General features: G+C 50.5%; 15 protein-coding genes. 8 read left to right on the forward strand and 7 right to left on the reverse strand.

Features of this window, described 5'->3' with window-relative positions; genetic code table 11:
• Positions 1-19 precede the first annotated feature (19 nt).
• Entirely contained in the window at positions 20-790 is a 771-nt protein-coding gene (locus J2Z70_RS26435; RefSeq protein ID WP_209878217.1) for a class I SAM-dependent DNA methyltransferase, read from the forward strand.
• 565 nt (positions 791-1,355) lie between these two features.
• Here J2Z70_RS26435 and J2Z70_RS26440 read toward each other — a convergent pair.
• Both J2Z70_RS26440 and J2Z70_RS26445 read right to left on the reverse strand, forming a co-directional pair.
• Entirely contained in the window at positions 1,356-1,514 is a 159-nt protein-coding gene (locus tag J2Z70_RS26440; RefSeq protein ID WP_036725695.1) for a hypothetical protein, read from the reverse strand.
• 118 nt (positions 1,515-1,632) lie between these two features.
• Complete coding sequence (locus tag J2Z70_RS26445; RefSeq protein ID WP_209878121.1) at positions 1,633-2,595, reverse strand: ArsR/SmtB family transcription factor; 963 nt, start codon at positions 2,593-2,595, stop codon at positions 1,633-1,635.
• A gap of 461 nt (positions 2,596-3,056) precedes the next feature.
• Here J2Z70_RS26445 and J2Z70_RS26450 point away from each other — a divergent pair, with 461 nt between their 5' ends.
• The 4 genes from J2Z70_RS26450 to J2Z70_RS26465 all read left to right on the forward strand — a co-directional run bounded on the left by J2Z70_RS26450 (position 3,057) and on the right by J2Z70_RS26465 (position 7,433).
• Positions 3,057-4,454, forward strand: coding sequence for an ABC transporter substrate-binding protein (locus J2Z70_RS26450; RefSeq protein WP_036725692.1), 1,398 nt, complete (start codon positions 3,057-3,059; stop codon positions 4,452-4,454).
• A 191-nt stretch (positions 4,455-4,645) separates the two neighbouring features.
• Positions 4,646-5,536: a carbohydrate ABC transporter permease gene (locus tag J2Z70_RS26455; protein ID WP_036725691.1), complete on the forward strand. Its 891-nt coding sequence runs from the start codon at positions 4,646-4,648 to the stop codon at positions 5,534-5,536.
• A gap of 24 nt (positions 5,537-5,560) precedes the next feature.
• Entirely contained in the window at positions 5,561-6,397 is an 837-nt protein-coding gene (locus tag J2Z70_RS26460; protein WP_076155496.1) for a carbohydrate ABC transporter permease, read from the forward strand.
• Between the two features lie 73 nt (positions 6,398-6,470).
• Positions 6,471-7,433, forward strand: coding sequence for a glycoside hydrolase family 43 protein (locus J2Z70_RS26465; protein WP_209878123.1), 963 nt, complete (start codon positions 6,471-6,473; stop codon positions 7,431-7,433).
• A gap of 519 nt (positions 7,434-7,952) precedes the next feature.
• On the opposite strand, the gene J2Z70_RS26470 is transcribed toward J2Z70_RS26465, so the two are convergent.
• The 4 genes from J2Z70_RS26470 to J2Z70_RS26485 all read right to left on the reverse strand — a co-directional run bounded on the left by J2Z70_RS26470 (position 7,953) and on the right by J2Z70_RS26485 (position 13,535).
• On the reverse strand, positions 7,953-9,260 hold the full coding sequence (locus tag J2Z70_RS26470) for a DUF4179 domain-containing protein (RefSeq protein WP_209878125.1): 1,308 nt from the start codon (positions 9,258-9,260) through the stop codon (positions 7,953-7,955).
• Positions 9,199-9,795 carry a sigma-70 family RNA polymerase sigma factor gene (locus J2Z70_RS26475; protein WP_209878128.1) on the reverse strand — a complete coding sequence of 199 codons (597 nt, stop codon included), beginning with the start codon at positions 9,793-9,795 and terminating at the stop codon, positions 9,199-9,201. Before J2Z70_RS26475 ends, J2Z70_RS26470 begins: the two co-directional genes overlap by 62 nt.
• A gap of 157 nt (positions 9,796-9,952) precedes the next feature.
• Positions 9,953-10,807 carry an AraC family transcriptional regulator gene (locus tag J2Z70_RS26480; RefSeq protein ID WP_209878130.1) on the reverse strand — a complete coding sequence of 285 codons (855 nt, stop codon included), beginning with the start codon at positions 10,805-10,807 and terminating at the stop codon, positions 9,953-9,955.
• Between the two features lie 130 nt (positions 10,808-10,937).
• The gene (locus J2Z70_RS26485; RefSeq protein ID WP_209878132.1) at positions 10,938-13,535 is read right to left on the reverse strand and encodes a beta-L-arabinofuranosidase domain-containing protein; all 2,598 of its coding nucleotides are present in this window, start codon (positions 13,533-13,535) and stop codon (positions 10,938-10,940) included.
• Between the two features lie 282 nt (positions 13,536-13,817).
• On the opposite strand from J2Z70_RS26485, the gene J2Z70_RS26490 reads away from it, so the two are divergent.
• Both J2Z70_RS26490 and J2Z70_RS26495 read left to right on the forward strand, forming a co-directional pair.
• The gene (locus J2Z70_RS26490; RefSeq protein ID WP_209878134.1) at positions 13,818-14,180 is read left to right on the forward strand and encodes an AbrB/MazE/SpoVT family DNA-binding domain-containing protein; all 363 of its coding nucleotides are present in this window, start codon (positions 13,818-13,820) and stop codon (positions 14,178-14,180) included.
• Positions 14,177-14,626, forward strand: coding sequence for a type II toxin-antitoxin system VapC family toxin (locus J2Z70_RS26495; RefSeq protein WP_209878136.1), 450 nt, complete (start codon positions 14,177-14,179; stop codon positions 14,624-14,626). The genes J2Z70_RS26490 and J2Z70_RS26495 overlap by 4 nt, the downstream gene beginning before the upstream one ends.
• A 178-nt stretch (positions 14,627-14,804) precedes the next feature.
• Here J2Z70_RS26495 and J2Z70_RS26500 read toward each other — a convergent pair whose 3' ends face one another.
• The gene (locus J2Z70_RS26500) at positions 14,805-15,332 is read right to left on the reverse strand and encodes a hypothetical protein (RefSeq protein WP_209878139.1); all 528 of its coding nucleotides are present in this window, start codon (positions 15,330-15,332) and stop codon (positions 14,805-14,807) included.
• Positions 15,333-15,610: 278 nt separating this feature from the next.
• On the opposite strand from J2Z70_RS26500, the gene J2Z70_RS26505 reads away from it, so the two are divergent.
• A complete protein-coding gene (locus J2Z70_RS26505) occupies positions 15,611-17,014 on the forward strand; it encodes a helix-turn-helix domain-containing protein (protein WP_209878141.1) in 1,404 nt (467 codons plus the stop codon).
• The last annotated feature ends 50 nt before the right edge of the window (positions 17,015-17,064 follow it).

Raw genomic sequence — 17,064 nt, forward strand, 5'->3', positions numbered from 1 at the left:
AGAGAAAGCGGTGTACGCAGTGTCTTCCTATGGCAAATTTGCTTATGTATACGATGCGCTTATGGCGGATATGCCGTATCCGGATTGGCTGGCCTTTGCCGAGACCGCATGGGGCAAATACGGCAAGCCGCGCACGGTAGCCGAACTCGGCTGTGGAACCGGCAGCCTGACGATTCCTCTAGCCGGGGCAGGGTATCACATGACGGGGATTGATCTTTCATCGGACATGCTGTCCGTTGCCCAGCGTAAGCTGGAGCAGCAGCCGCAGGGACGGCGCTTTTTGCGGGAGGGCAGTGTGCAGTGGGTTCAGCAGAACATGAAGGAATGGGAGCTGCCGGAGCCGGTAGACGCCGTCATCTCCTTCTGCGACTGCCTGAATTATGTGCTGGAGGAGCAGGACATCCGGTCTGTGTTCTCCAGTACATATGACGGACTGAAGCCAGGCGGGACCTTCCTGTTCGATGTGCATCATCCGAACACGCTGATCCGCTATGAGGAAGAGCAGCCTTTCGTGCTGGATGAGCTGGATGTATCCTACATCTGGACCTGTGAGCTGGATGTGCCGCGCCGGGAGATTGAGCATCACCTGTCCATCTTCGCCCGCGAGGAGGGCCGTTCAGACACGTACCGGCGCTTCGAAGAGACTCATACCCAGCGTGCCTATGACCCGGAGTGGATGAAGCAGGAGCTGCTTGCCGCCGGATTCAACGAGGTGTCGGTGTATGCGGACTTCGAGTGGGTGGCCGCGGATGATTCGGCGCAGCGGCTGTTCTATGTGGCTGTGAAATGAAGCTAGAAAAGAAAACTTGAAGCGTAATCGTCACTGCGGAGAACATTTGGACTTACGGCCGCTGTTGTCTGCAGATTTCTTGATTATATACCGCTGTTCGCGGTAGAAATCCGCAGACAAAGGCGGACGCTACCGCTCCTACAGTTCCAAATTTCCCTCCGTTCCTTTTTGCTTCTTGTTGAATTCTTTAGAGCTTCATATATGGTTGAGGTTGTATTGGAGGTCCTTACCTGAATTAGGTAAGGGCCTTCTTTGATCTTGATATGGACCCAATGTATGTGGAAAACAGCATACAATCAGCACAACTGAGGTGTATGGACCAAATGTATGTCAAAAACAGCATACATTCGGCGCGACTGAGGTACATGGACCAAATGTATGTGGAAAACAGCATACAATCGGCGCAACTGAGGTACATGGACCAAATGTATGTGAAAAACAGCATACATTCGGCGCTGCTGAGGTACATAGATGCAGGCGCGAGGTGTGTAGCCGTTCCTGCTTGCATGACATAGCAAACCGGACCCTATCCGAAGGATACGGTCCGGTCATCTTTCAAGCAGGCTTACCGGTGTTCGAACAAATCGATGGTGCCGAGTACAATATGCGCCAGACCAAATCCAAGAATGCCGGTTGCCGCGATCTTATATCTGCTCCCCAGAAAAGCTGCACTCGAAGCAGTAACTACGGTCCCCAGTACGGCGGGTATCATCCCTTCACGCATTCGAAACACTCCCTCACGGTAGTTTGAAAGACATTCGTTAGTGTGGGTTACGGAGGGAACAATTATACTTAGAGTTTATGCCAGCGGCGGCAGGGAGGCGGCTATCTGTCATAAACAGTCAATCAGCCACTCCTGCGGTGGTCGCCGGCCGGCCGGCCGGATCTTCGACCTCATGCACATTATAGAGCACACGCGCCAGCAGATCCTGGCTGTAATTGCCGAAGTGCTTGCCGTAAATGGTCAAGCCGCGTTTGTTAACCGGCTTGTCGGTGACGGCAATGCGGAAGGTCAGCTCGCTTTTGTAATCCAGCTTGATGTCGTCAAGGGTAATGTCTGAGATGCGGCAGCCGTCAATGAAGCTGCCCTCCTGGTTAATGCGGATCAGCTTCAGCATGCCATACTGGTTAAGGTGGGGTGGCCACCAGTCCGGGTTGAAGGTGCCGCGTGCATCGCCGAAGTCCCCGGGGCTGGTCCAGAAGCCGATTTCAATTCCGTTCACATAGAAGTACAGATCCGAGGGGTAATTGTCGCTGAACCCGGGAGCCTCGGAGCCGATCTCCATGGAGAACTGGATTTCCCGGAAGGTCTGGTTGGCTTTGAGATAGTTAGGGATGCGGTACTCCAGGAAGCCTTCGGCCATCCAGATAATCTCGGAATCGATCCGCTGGGGATCGGCGAAGTAACGCGGCTCGTCGAAGTCCCCGATGATGCTGTCCTTGGTGGCCAGACCGCAGGTTGGAACGGCCTGATAATTACTGTAATGGCCCACCTGAATCTCGACCTCGTACAGATTATCGACATCCTTGCTGCGCAGATCCACCATCAGCTTATCTTTATTCAGGTAGCAGACCTTTTGAATTCCGTGCTTGCCTACGGCCGTATTAATCTCAATTAAGCCGCTCTCCTCCAGCTTCTTGATATGCATTGTGATGGCCCCGTTGCTGAGATTCAGCTTCTTGGCAATTTCGTTGAGATTCAGGGCCTGATTGGTCGCCAGCAGCTCAAGAATCTGGATGCGGATTTCCGAGCTGAGCGCCTTGAAGATATCAATCCCGCTCATCAGATCTTTAATATAAATCATATTTAGAATACCTTCTTCCACTGAGGTCATGAGAATCGAAACTATTTTATAAAATTATAAACTAACCCACCCTAAAAGGAAAGTATTCTGCCTTTATTTGTAGAAAACGATTAAATTTAAGTTAAAAGCAAAAGTTTAAGGCTGTTTGTTTTAAATAAATATGAATAGTTAATGCGCGGTTAAGTCAATATTAAATGATTTTTTTCAGTAAAAAGACAATAAACAACGTTTAGTTTGAATTTATTTAAAAAGATTTATACTTTTATATTTACACTCCGCTTTATATATGCTATTTTATACCTGTAAGCGAATACATTCAATTGTTTCTCAATTATTTGATTAAAGTGTGAAATATAGTACATCATGCGGTAGCTTGAACTAACAGAGCCGGTGAGGTTCCCTAGTTCTTCTATATAGATTGTATCAATCGAATTGCTCAGCAAATCCTAGGAGGGGTTACAGTGTTAAAGAAAAAGGGCTGGTTCACACTGCTGTCGTTAGTTCTGATGGTATCGGTTGTACTTACAGGCTGCGGCGGGAAGAACAATGCATCGTCCGGGGGCAATAGCGGAAGCGAAGCTACGGCGAATGCCGGGAGCAAGGATTCCAAGGAAACCAAGAATCTTACCTTTATGTTCCGCGGGGGAACCGATGAGCAGAAGGCTTATGAGGGTGTAGTGAAAAAATATGAAGCCGATCATCCGAACGTCAAGGTTAAGATCGTTGTGACTGCGGCAGATCAATATGCGACTAAGCTGAAGGCCTCTATTACCGGGAACAGCGTTCCGGACGTTTTCTATTTTGAATCCGGTGACCTGAAGGCGTATGTGAACAGCGGCGTGCTGCTGGACCTGACCAGCTATGTGGAGAAGAACCCTAACATTGATTTGAATAACATCTGGAAATATGGCGTGGATCTGTACCGTTACGACGGCACCATGGCAGGGCAAGGCAATCTGTACGGGATGCCCAAGGACGTAGGCCCTTTTGCACTCGGCTATAACAAGACTATGTTCGAAGCTGCGGGTATCCCGCTGCCGGACAAAGACAAACCGTACACCTGGGATGAATTCATCAAAGTCGCCCAGCAGCTGACGATTGATAAGGACGGGGACGGCAAGCTGGATCAATTCGGCGCAGGCTTCAACGTGCAGTGGGCCTTGCCTTCCTTCGTCTGGAGCAACGGGGCGGACTGGTTGGATGCTACCAAGACCAAGGTTACTATAGATGACCCGAAGTTTATCGAAGCCCTGCAATTTTTCACTGACATGCAGCTTAAATACGGAATTACGCCATCCACAGAACAAGCTCAGACTCTGGATACCTACCAGCGCTGGATGAAAGGTGAAATGGCCTTCTTCCCTGTAGGTCCTTGGGATATGAGCACTTACGAGAAGCTTCCCTTCGATTATGACCTGATTCCATATCCTGCCGGCTCTACAGGCAAATCCGCCACATGGACCGGCTCACTCGGTATCGGTGCTTCCGCCAAAACCAAGCATCCCGATGAAGCCGTGGATCTGATCAACTATCTGACGGCCTCCAAGGAGGGAATGGAAGCGCTGGTGAAGGCTAAGGTGCAAATTCCGAACCTGATGGATATGGCTAAGGAATGGGCTGCTGATACTACGACCAAACCGGCGAACAAGGAAGAATTCCTCCAGGTCGTGAATGAATATGGACGGGTTCTGCCTGGCCACTACACGTACAATGCTGAATGGTATAACCTGTTCTACACGGACATCCAGCCAGTGCTTGACGGCAAGGTTACCCCTGAGGAGTATGTGAAGACGGAACAGCCTAAGATGCAGAAGCTGCTGGATAAAGCGGTCGAGCAAGAGGCGAAATCCAAGAAATAAGCGGTACGCATCGTTCTTATCCAGCATACAAAGTGATGTCCGGTCTCCTGTAACAGCGGGCCGGCATCACTTTATTCTGAGATGAACTTGTATATATTTTGAGGACCCCGCAAAGTATCTGAATACTCATCGGAGCTGATGCATCACTTTGTGGGGAAAGTTATAGACTATCCGAATTTGAGGTGATTCTAATGAACACTAAGCTGGGTCTGTACCGCAAGGAGAAAATCTACGGATTTCTGTTTATCCTGCCTCCGCTGCTGGGACTGCTGATTTTTACGTTGTATCCGATGATCTATTCGATCTATGGCTCATTCACGGATTGGGATGGGCTCGGCCAGATGAACTTCATCGGCCTCGGCAACTTCAAGGATCTGTGGTCGGATGAGCTGTTCCATAAGGCCTTATTCAATACTTTGTTTATGATGCTTGGCATTCCGATCGGCATTACGCTGGCGCTGCTGCTGGCGCTTGGGCTTAACCGGGGTGTGCCCGGGACTACAGCGTTCCGGGTCATCTATTATGTTCCGGTCATTTCTTCTCTGGCCGCAGTATCGATCATGTGGAACTGGGCCTATAACGGTGATTATGGTCTCGTCAACCAGTTCCTTGATCTCTTCGGAATCAGCGGGCCGAACTGGATGGCGAATAAATATACGGTTAAGCCGGCGCTGATCATTATGGCGGTATGGAAGGGCCTCGGGTATACGATGCTGCTCTATCTGGCGGCGCTGCAGAGTGTCTCCAGATCTTATTATGAAGCGGCAGAGCTGGACGGAGCCAGCGGCTTCAAGTCCTTCTGGCATATCACCTGGCCGATGGTGCGCCCGGTAACCTTTTTCATCATCGTGACCAACATTATTGGAGGATCGCAAATTTTTACCGAGATGAACATTATGACCCCTACAGGCGGGCCTGAATATGCTTCAGCCTCCGTGGTGTTCTACATTTGGCAAAAAGCCTTCGGCAACTTCCAGATGGGCTATGCCTCTGCTATGGCGGTATTCCTCGGCGTGTTCATATTTGTTGTGACTCTTATCCAATTCCGAATGAACGAGAAGCAATCGTTCGATGTCGATTAACTGAAGAGGGAGGAGACCATAAATATGACGAGCAGAAGAAGAGTTACGCATAGCATTATCTTTGTTCTACTTTTAATCGGCGCGGTGTTCATGATCGGCCCGTTGCTCTGGATGCTGTCCACCTCATTCAAGGATAAGCAGGATGTGTTCGCCCTGCCTCCGGTGTGGATTCCGCGGCCGTTCCATTTCGATAAATATAGTGAGATCTGGGAAGCGGGTCCGCTCCTGAGCGGGATCAAGAACAGCTTGATTATCGCCGTCACAGTAACGATCGTGGGTACGTTCACCTCCAGTCTTGCGGCGTTTTCGTTTGCTAAATTGCGGTTTCCTGGTAAAAATAAAATATTCCTGCTGATGCTGTCATCCCTGATGATTCCGTATCCGGCAGTCATGATTCCGCAGTTCTTCATGTTCTCGAAGCTGGGCTGGATTGATACGCTGCTGCCGCTGATCGTGCCGGGCTTGTTCGGCAATATCGTCATGATCTTCTTCCTGCGGCAGTATCTGAGCAGTGTGCCGAATGCCATTATCGAAGCGGCCAAAATCGACGGAAGCTCGTACTTCCGCCTGTACAGCTCGATTACCTTCCCGCTGATCAAGCCGGCGGTTGCAGCGCAGCTGATCCTGTGGTTCATGGGCATCTGGAACGACTACCTGTCTCCGATTATCTATCTGAATTCACCGGAGAAGCAGACCCTCCAGCTGGTTATCGCCAACTTCAATGCGACCTATGCGATCCAGACGGACTATCCGCTGATTATGGCGGCTTCGATTATTGCCCTGCTGCCGATGCTGATTATCTTCCTTGTTTTCCAAAAGCAAATTATTGAATCTGTTGCCATCTCCGGAGTGAAGGGCTGACCCTTCCTCCGGAATACCAAATTACCGGCTGAGCACCGCCAGCCACCAGTTCAAGACCAAAGGAGAAACCATAATGAATACAAATAGAGAGTACACTAATCCGCTTGTCGAACAGCGTGCAGATCCCTGGGTATACAAGCATACCGACGGCTATTACTATTTCACCGCTTCCGTGCCTGAGTACGACCGGATTGAAGTACGCAGAGCGTTAACGATTGAGGGACTTCGGGAAGCACAGCCGGTAGTCGCCTGGCGCAAATATGAGAGCGGCCCGCTCAGCGCCAATATCTGGGCACCCGAAATCCACTACATCGACGGCAAATGGTATATTTATTTCGCTGCCGCCCGGACCACCGAAACGAAGGAAGGACTGTTCGACCACCGGATGTACGCCCTGGAGAATACTTCGGCCAATCCGCTGGAAGGGGAGTGGACCGAGAAGGGACAGGTGAGAACCGCCTGGGAATCCTTCGCCCTGGACGCTACAGTGTTCGAGCATAAGGGTGTGCATTACTACGTATGGGCGCAAAAGGACCCTGACATTGACGGGAACTCCAATCTGTATATCTCGGCCATGGAGAACGGCTGGACCCTTAAGGGGCCGCAGACCATGATCTCAACGCCGGAGTATCCTTGGGAGGTCATCGGCTTCAAGGTAAACGAGGGTGCTGCCGTGCTGAAGCGGGGCGGCCGGATCTTCATGAGCTTCTCGGCCAGCGCTACCGACCATAACTACTGCATGGGGCTGCTTACCGCAGACGGGGACAGCGATCTGCTGGACGCCGCATCCTGGACCAAGCATCCGGATCCGGTGTTCCAGACTAGTGAGGAGAATGGGCAATACGGCCCGGGCCATAACAGCTTCACTGTGGATGAGCACGGTGAGGATGTGCTGATCTACCATGCCCGCAACTATAAGGAGATCACCGGCGACCCGCTTTACGACCCGAACCGCCACACCCGTGCCCAGCGCCTGCGCTGGAACGCGGACGGCACGCCGGACTTCGGCGTGCCGGTGAGGGATGGCAGGGAGTAGGGCAGAATTCAGTCGGGAATAGAGTGGGATAGCACGCTGAACTGCGGAGTTCCGTTGAAGGCCGCTCCGAAGGTGGGCTATCGGCTGCATAGAGTGAAATGCCAAAAGTCCCGCAACCCTTTGAAGGGGAGCGGGTTTTTTTTGGTGCTGAGCTGCGGAATAGGATATAGGAACAGTGGGGCTGTAACTGTACCTTACGGTTGCAGTTTGTGCAGGACTTCCGCGCTGGCAGCTTCTATTGAGCTACATTGTTGCACTTATTGCAGGAATTTTCTACACTTGTTACTGGCTGAGGCACATTGCTGCACTTTTTGCAGGAATTTCATCAATTCGGTGCTAGTTTGGGCTACATTGTTGCATTTAGTGCAGGATTTTCGCATAGGCCGCTTCTATTGAAGTGCATTGTTGCAATTTGTGCAGGATGTTGGCGTGACTGGCGTCTAATGAGTTGCATTGTTGCATTCCTTGCAGGATTTCCGAGCTGGCTGTTCGCTAGTGCTTTATTCTGCACGAATGCCCTTACTTTTCCCCTAGAGGAACCGGAATAGTGTGTCTATAGAACTTAATATAGTGGAAGCCGTCCATCTCCAGGAATTCCGGCTTCTCTGTGGTCTGGAAGGAATATGTGCGTTCCCAGAGGATATTGCCGTTCTTGAGGTCCCACGGGCGGGAATCGGATATCGAACTGACGGGAACGGCGGCTCCTCCGGCTTGAACCGCCAAAGTATCCTTATCCAGCATAGTGAACTGCTTCCCGGCGACCACAATATCATAGCCGTCAGCAGTCCGGGAGACGCTGCGAATCCAGAGCTTCTCCTGGCCGACCGTAACGGAGTGATCTGAGGGTGAGGCCAGCGGGATCGGCTGCCCGACCTTTTGATATCCGCTGAAATTATCCAGTACAAGTTCAACACTTTGCAGCTTGTCTGTTGGCAGCACATCGTATTCAATTATAAATTCCGGGGTTCCCTTTTTGCTGGAATTCGTACCCCGCATCGACCTGGAATTCATTTCCGTCCCATTCACATACAGTTTGGTTACAGCAGAGAATCTTGGATTTTCTCCATTATCCATCTTATAATGACCCTTTACGATGGTTGACGTAGGAGAAGCCGTAATCGTGTCATAGTAGACGGTTCCCTGATCCACCGGTACAGCCTGGTCAATATCCGCAACGAGCAGGCTTTTCATAGCAAGATTCGGGTCATATTTGAAAGAGATAGGGAATTGAACCAGTTCTCCGCTTGTCAGCTTTGCATTGAAATTCACGGTTAAATTTCTGGAAAAAGGGCTGACCGGCTCAAATTTGTAAACACCCTCGTACCGGGTCCTGTCCGGGCTGTAATCTCCGCCGCCTCCGATAGGATCAGAGTCAGTAAACAAGCCTTTAATATTATTGAAGGAGTAATTCGAGAAGGCCGTCTCATCAAACACTCGGCCGGCCGGAAGCTGTATACTGTAAAGCATCAGCAGATTATTATCGTCTGCAATCACACCTTTGACGGTGAAGACGGTCCCGTCCTTAAGTGTTTTGCTTTGGTTGACCGCTTGTCCATAACCCTGCTTAACCACTTGAGCGAAGTTCACTGTATTCAGATCAGTCTGACTGAACAACTTCCCGCCATAATAAGCCAGCGCAGGATACTGATAGACCCCTACTGTAAGTAACATGGCTGCTGCTGCTGTAGCCACCCAGGTCCGTGTCCGTCCAGCCCGTGATTTCCGTCTAGCCGGAGCCTGCTCCAGCGCTTTACGCAATCTGCCTTCAAGTTCTGACGGCGTCATGGTCTGCTGATGCTCCTGTAATCTCTCCTCGATCGTTCTCATAACGGTCACCTCCAATCATAGCTTTTAGTTTCTGTATTCCCTGCGAAATTCTGGACTTAATCGTGCCGACCGGCGCTTCGGTGATATCGGCAATGGTCTGATACGGCAGATCGTGAACATAACGCAGTTCAATCGCTTCCCGCTGCCGGGGATTCAGATGCGCGAGCAGGACGGACAGATCCATTTCAGATTCGGTATCGCGGTACGGGTTAGTTGCAGTCCATGCCTCCATTGCAGGCTCCGGCGCCTCTTCCTCCTCCAGGGGAACGAACCGGTTCTGGTTGCGGAGGACCGTTTTGCAGCGGTTGACCAGAATGGTTTTGCTCCAGCTGTAGAAGGCCTCGCTCTTCTTCAGTTGCTCCAGCTTCTCATAGAGCGTCACGATCATATCCTCCATTACATCCATCGCGTCATGCTCATTCCTCATGTAGCTATAGGCAAGACGATAATAAGCGTCCTGTTCGGCTAGGATTAGTTCTAATAATGCTTCTTTGTTACCGCGCTGTGCGGCTCTGACAAGACGGCTTATATTCATGTGCTCACCCCTTTCACAGATAAGAGTGCGTAGCCGCCCGGAAAGTTCATTATGCTCTCAAAAAAATATCCACAGCCTATTCCAGAGAAATCGTTAGTCTCTGGGTAGGCTGTGGAGGGAACGAAGAATAGGCAGGAGCTGGCGGATGCTCTCACGCTCATTCATAGAACAGCAGGCGCTTGGCATAAGCGTTGCGGAACTCGGTGGGAGTGAGGCCGACAATTTTTTTGAACGATTTCATGAAATTATGGCAATCCTTATAGCCTAGCTGCAATGACACTTCGCTGACGTTCTGGTTGGTGTCGGTCAGCAGGAATTTCGCCAGCTCCATTTTCTGCTGCAGAATATATTGCTTCAGGGAGATCCCGGAGATGACGGTGAACAGATGGGAGAGATACTTCTCGTTATAGCCGAAATAGGCGGCGATCTGTGATACCTTAATATGCTCGCTGCGGCTCCATTTGATGTAATCTACAATATCGTTGTAGAGCTGCTCCTGCTTGGTTCTTTTGAACGGATCGGCATCGGTTGGCAGGGTCTGGCTGTACAGCTCGCACAGAATAACGGTAGACATATAGTTGCCCAGCACCGTCTGATTGTAGCTCCGCACCGAGTCCTGGAGCTGCTTCATCATGACGATGATTTTCTCGACATTCCGCAGGGTTCCGTATTGAGGCAGGTGAATTACATATTCTTCCTTGTCGTCGTTTGACGGAGGGGGGCCCGCAGTCTGACTACCGTTCGCAGCATGAAAATGCAGCCAATAAAAGCTACAGTCTGAAGACTTGTACCCGTATTGTCTGGTAAGCGGAGGCAGGAGCAGGAACTCGCCTTTGGAGACGGTGAACTGCTGGTTGTCACCCGCCAGGTAGAGCACGCCTTCGGTCATAACTATCAGCTCATAATCCTGCAAAATCCGGCTTAAGTGAATCCACTCCGCCGAGGGGGCCACGAATTTGCCGGTCATCTCCAGATGTACCGGCTTATCTACCAGCAGTGTGAATGCAGTCATGTCATAATCCCCCTCGTTGTGGAAATAGTCTTATTCTATTACCATATCAAATAAGGGCTATCTTGAATACAGCAGAAGCTGCATCCGAGATAACCCTTGAGTGGAACAGTGTATTGCATTATGCCAATTGTTATTCTTTCACAATCTGAAGCTTATATTCCTGCACCGTAACATGATCCTCCGCCTTAACCGTGAGCTTCACCTCAGTGCGGCTATGTGGCAGCTTGATCTCGCGCGGGAGTGAATCCTCAATCAGAATCCCGTCTGCATAGACCAGGGCATTGTGATGGTGTGGTGTAACGTTCAGTTGCACCTGGCTTGCCGTATGCGGAACGCTCAGACTATACGTGGTTATGCCGCTGCTGAAGGAAGTAGACAGTGTTCCTTCACTGAAGGCGAGCTGGCGCAGTCCAGCATTGTGATCATAACCGGTCATCATGCGCAGCAGGTCGAAGATGCCATTTTCCTTCTCCGGAACCACGAACTTGACTTCTACCTCAGTCTTGCCGCCAACCGCTTCAGCAGGAATCAGATAACTCCGCTCGTAGAAGCTGCGGGCTTCATCCGTATGCAGCACCTCGCTCGCAATCCGCTCCCCGTCTACATAAATCGCTATTTTCTTACCATTATTTCCTGAGAAATAAGTGACCGAGAGGTAGTTGTCCGTGCGCGGTGCCACCTTCATCCGGTAGCTGAACCAGCCGCCGTTCTCCGCTTTGCGGATGTTATATCCGTCCCAGGTGGCTACAGAGGTGTTTTCTCCCTCAATGCCATGCTCCAGCTCATACTGGTCATTGCCGACAGGCAGGCTGTCCAAGGTAGCATCCTGCACACGCTGCCTGATTTTGCCTTGTAAAATATGCTTCTGCAGCTCAGCCGAATCGGTCTCGACCAGACGCCAGTAGATGCCGTAACGCTCACTATGCTGCTTATAATGCGGGGTGAAGACCAGCCGCTGATCCTCATCCGTTCCCCGCAGTGCAAAGGCAAGTTCATCCTGCTCCAGCCGGACTGCGCGGTCCGCAAGCTGCGCCAGCCACTCCTGCGGGCTCTCGTTCACCGTCGTGATGAAGTCCTTCACCAGCATGTTGCGGGTCGGGACACTTACAGCCACTCCTGTAGCAGACACGGACAGGTCACTCTGGCCCAGAGCGGCGCTCAGCACCACCGGCCCATACTTGAACGCGACCACCTGGCGGGCATCCGGCAGGCTGAAATGTGTCAGCTTCATCGGCAGCTTGAGCTGAAGCGTGTCGCCGTCTTCCCATACTCTGCTCGCCAACAGGTAACCTTCACTGACCGCTGAGTTCACAGGCTGCCCATTCAATAGAAGCTCAGGTTCTCCAGCCAGCCAATCCGGCAGACGAAGCTTCAGCGTGGTGGACTGAGCCTGGGGCTGCATCACTGAGATCTTGAACTCTACAATATCGCTATAAGGCAGATTGGCCGACTGGATCAGCATCAGGCCGTGCGCGGCAGAATCCAGGGTAGAGCTAAGGTACTGGTTGACCACTATGCTGGCCGCATCATGGAAATACAAGCTGTCATTCAGCTTGGTGAAGCTCTCCATGCCGGTTCCCGTACAGCACCAGAAATGCTCAAACGGCGAGCTGTAGACCTTGAAATACCCGGTCGCCATCGGCTGGAAGTACATCGTCATCCCTGTATGCGGGTGTTGTGAGGACACAATAGCATTCAGGTAGGTGTTCTCATAGAAGTCGGCGTAACGGATATCGCCCGTGATTTTGAACAGCTCGCGGGTCAGCTTGAGCATATTGTAGGTGTTGCAGGTCTCCGCTGTGAAGTTGGAGCGTTCCCGGTCCAGCATATCCGGATCACCGAAGTGCTCCCATTCGCTGTTCCCTCCGGTAATGTAGCTATGATGATGGACAACCATCTCCCAGAACTGCACCGCCGCTTCCAGATAAAAGGCTTCGCTCTTCCCAAGCGTCCGGTAACGGTTCAGCGCACCGAGGAATTTCGGAATCGTGGTATTGGCGTGCTTGCTCTTGAGAATATCCTTGCCCTCATGGACAGGAGTGAACAGCGTCAGCTCGTCAAAGCTATGTGCGGCGCTTAAATGGCCTGCTTTTCCGGTGATTCTGTACAAGTCGTACAGGCAGTCATTCATCCCGCCGTATTCCACCGATAATACACGCTGATGAACCTCGTCAGACCAGGAGGCTGTGCGGCGGTAGACCCAGTCACCGAGCTTATCCGCCAGGGCATAGGCCGTTTTGCTGCCGGTGGCAGAGTAGGACGCGGTGAGTCCGGCGATGATTTTGTGCATCGTATACCAGGGGACCCAGGCCGGCTGCTTGTTCTCTACATGATCGAAAAGGCGTTCCTCGAACGCGGACAGGTAACCGCTCTCATGCTGGCACAGGGCCAACTCTTCCAGGAGATAGTTCAGCCGGAGCGCCAGCCCGTCATCCCGGGTACATGCATAGGCCTGGGACAGCGCCGACAGATAGTGGCCCAGCGTGTGTCCGCGGATCTCCGTGTTCTCCCAGCCGGGATATTTGTCGGCACGCTTCGGCAGTCCCCGGTTCTCGCGGAAGCCCGCCAGCAGGCGGTCTGGATCATAGCTGGTCAGATATTCGATCTCCTTGGCAAAGGCGTTCGCGATATACGGATCGGACACACGGACCTGGTCCATGCGGTATTCCTCGTACAAGAACTTACCCTGAATCGGGGCCGCCAGAGGCTGATGGGGTGTAATTGTCATTTTGTATCCTCATTCCTATGGATTCTGTAGGGTTACTGCTGGATGAATATCCTATATTTAAGCTTATAGATAAAGGGCTTGGGGGTAAATAGTGATAGGATTGAATATGTGTGAAAAGGTTAGATATCTGTATTCCTGAAAATTTTAATTATAGGGAATACTGTGAGGGGGTATTTTTTTGAATTTGTTTGAATAAAATAAATACTTGAGAAACATAAAATACTTATTCGGTAAAATTACTTGTTAAATGTTTTATCAAGGAATATAATAAGGGGGTCAATCATGGACGAGAATCTAATTGAAAACGGAACAGGAAAGGAACGAAAAAAAATGCCTACCACAGTTCTAAAACCTTCAACCATAGAAGCGAAATCAACAATTAGTAGAGCTGGACAAATAACTTTCCCTGCAAAAATCATGAAGCAGCTTGGGCTGAAAGAAGGGGATCAGCTTCGGTTTATCTTAAATGCCAAAGGTGAGATTAGAGTAGAGCCTATTTCTTTACTTACGGCAGAGGAGCTATTCGGAATATTTGATCAGCCAGGAGACAACGACAACTTTCAGCTGGATCTGGATTCAGCCAGAGAGGAGAGGGCAGGAATAATTATGGATAGCAGCCATACTGATGGAGGGAACAGAAGTTGACAAGGAAGAAAACGGAAATTTGGATTGATACCAATATTATTATTTATGCTTTACGAACCAATAAGGATTTTTCACCTCAAGCCCGGCAGTTGATTACAGCAGCTGCCGAAGGTGAATATATGCTTAAAGTTTCTCCGATTATTGTTAGTGAATGTGTTTTTGTACTGATGGGTAAACAATTTAATGTAAAGAAAGCGCAAGTGAAGGAAGCCTTAACTTCATTTATTAATTTAAAAGGGATTGAGTGTGAAGAAAAGGCAGTTATCGAAGAAGCCTTGGATCAGTTTAGCAAAAAAGGAATCGATTTTGTGGATGCTTATTTAGCAGCACATGCCAAAGCAATTACGCCTGCTCATGTGATAACGCTTAACGTTAAAGATTTTTTGAAGCTGGGAGTAACTGTCCAAACGCCCATTGAATTAATGGATATTAAACCTAATACATAGCTGAATACATCAGCGCTTTGACTTCACTTGAAACTCTTTGCGGAGGGCGGTACGCCTTTTCGCAAAGAGTTTTTTCTGGTTGCCTGAGAGTAATAGTCAACAAAAAAGCCACAACCGCTGCTGGGCAACAGGCTATGGCTTGAGGTTATTTTATGGAAGGGATTAAGATAGCAGCTCCTTATGGAGTGTACTGCTGCACGATCGATACAATTTGGCCATCCTTGATCGTGAGGTGATAAGGCGAACCGCTTAGATCGAATACATCCGTCTTGGCGAATTCATGAATGAACTGCTTCAGCGTGAGCGATTCGTTCCAGTTAATATCCAGGTCTTCGAGCTTGCCGGTGCGGTCATAGATCTGCATGGTGACCTTGGCATCCGGAGCTACCGTATAAGTGGTCAGCGTGTCGCTGTCGTTCACGATATAGTAACCGTCCGGGGCACCGCCGATTTCGGCTGCGGATTCCGGCTCCCGCTGGGCGAAGACCGCGTCGGCGGCTGCACCTTCATACCATTCGATCTCATCCCCGGTAAGGGTCGTCTGACCGTTATGATTCTCTAAGGAATGTATATACACCGTCAGATGCTGGGTTGACCCCTCGCTCTTAGCATCAGCGGTTTTTATGGTTGTGCTTGCCGTAGTCACGAGGGAAAGGAACAACAGGACCAGAACAGGAAGCAGGTAGACGTTTTTGTTTTTTAACATTATGAATTTCCCCCTTGGCGTAATCTTACACGGCGTGAGTCTACACTCTTTATTTACCCTGCCGAAATATTCTCAAACTTGTTTATACCCTAATAAACGTTGGATCAGCAGAAATGTTGCAAAAGATTTTTTAACTGGGTATATATAACAAATATTCCGTCTTTGTCAACCTCTTTTGAACCGTTCAAACCAGATTGACCTGCCTAATTAAGGGATTTATGATATAGGAATATCTGGATTTTTACTAGAATATCTGGTTCTTGAGGGGCGGTATTGGTTTGCAACAGCACACTACAATTCAAACAGAACTGGCTGCTTTTCTTAAAAAAGAAGGCCAGACAATCAATCAGTTCGCAGGAATCTCCGGTGTCAATTCGGGAACGCTCAGCAGCATTATTAATGGTAACCGTCCTATTGCCATGCAGCAGCTGGACCGGATTACCGCCGGAATGGGGCTTCCTGAAGGAACATTTTATGAGTTATATATAGATGAATGTGTCGTACATTCCGCACCCGACTGGCGGCGGCTGGGACCCTTCCTGCACCGCTGTGCGGAGCTGGACAAGCTGGAGTGTATCCGGCAGGTGGTTCAAATCATCATGGACAATATTACATATGCCCCGCTCCTGTTCGATACGGCGGAGGAATTCTACGGGCAAGGCAAGCTTCAGGCAGCGGCTCTGCTGTATGAAGGGGTAGCCGACACTGAGAAATATCAGCATTCGGAGCGGCTGGCCCTGTGCCAGTACCGGCTGTTCATGATCCGGATCGGACAGAGCCCGGAGGCGGATTTCCGTGCGGCGACCCGGTTTGAATATTTCGTAGAGCGCCTGGAGGAAATAGACCAGTTGGAAGCGCTTCGGCAGCTGGCGGATATCTATATTGCTCTACAGCACTGGGAGAAGGCCAGATTACTGGCAGAGGAGCTCCGTCATAAGACATCTATCCAGTACGAAATCAGATTCTACAAAACGAAAAAGAAGAAGGAGCTGAGGCAGGCGCCCAGACCTCTTTGCTTCTATATACTGTATGCTTACTGGCTGCAATCCAAGGTATGCGAGGAATCCGGTGAATATGAGCGGGCGCTGGAATATGTGGGCCTTTACACTGAAATGAGCTGGATTGTCGAGGAATCGGAAGAGGTTCAGCAGATCCGGGCGCAGTTCAGCAGGCTGGGGACAGTCTACAGGTCTCTATACCGCCTGATGTGCGGTGAGCTGGAGGCTCTTCCCGAGGTGATGGAATCTATCGGCACCCCCGGGCTTGGACTGCTGGACGGGCTGCTTAAGGCAGTTCAAGCGGCTAACCGGTATGGCTGGAAGGTAGATGAGCTTATCAGCCGCTTCCAGCCGCTGCTTACGCCGGAGGGAACGGCGCTCGGGCAAGCCGAAGGAACTCCGGGCAGGGAGACGCCGGAGCAATATCCGGTACTGCTCTATGAGCTGGCGCTGTACTCTCTCAAAGCAGAGAAGATAGAGCAGGGGATACGTTATATCTTCGGGAGCCTGGAGGCCTCCGCCGCACTTGGCAGCATAGCCTGTGTGATCCGCTGTGTAAGATTATTCGAGCAATTCCGGCCGCACGCTTCAGCGGAAGAGCAGGATCGGTATAAGCGTCTGATCAATAAAGTCCAGCTGGCCCACACCGGAGGGAAGAGGACCACAGAATCCCTGCGTGAGTAACGAAGTATCTTTTTCATCCCATCCAATTCCTTCCTCAGCCTATTTTTGTG

Origin of the sequence: Paenibacillus silagei (genome assembly GCF_017874735.1) — a bacterium.
Classification (GTDB): domain Bacteria; phylum Bacillota; class Bacilli; order Paenibacillales; family Paenibacillaceae; genus Paenibacillus_AQ; species Paenibacillus_AQ silagei.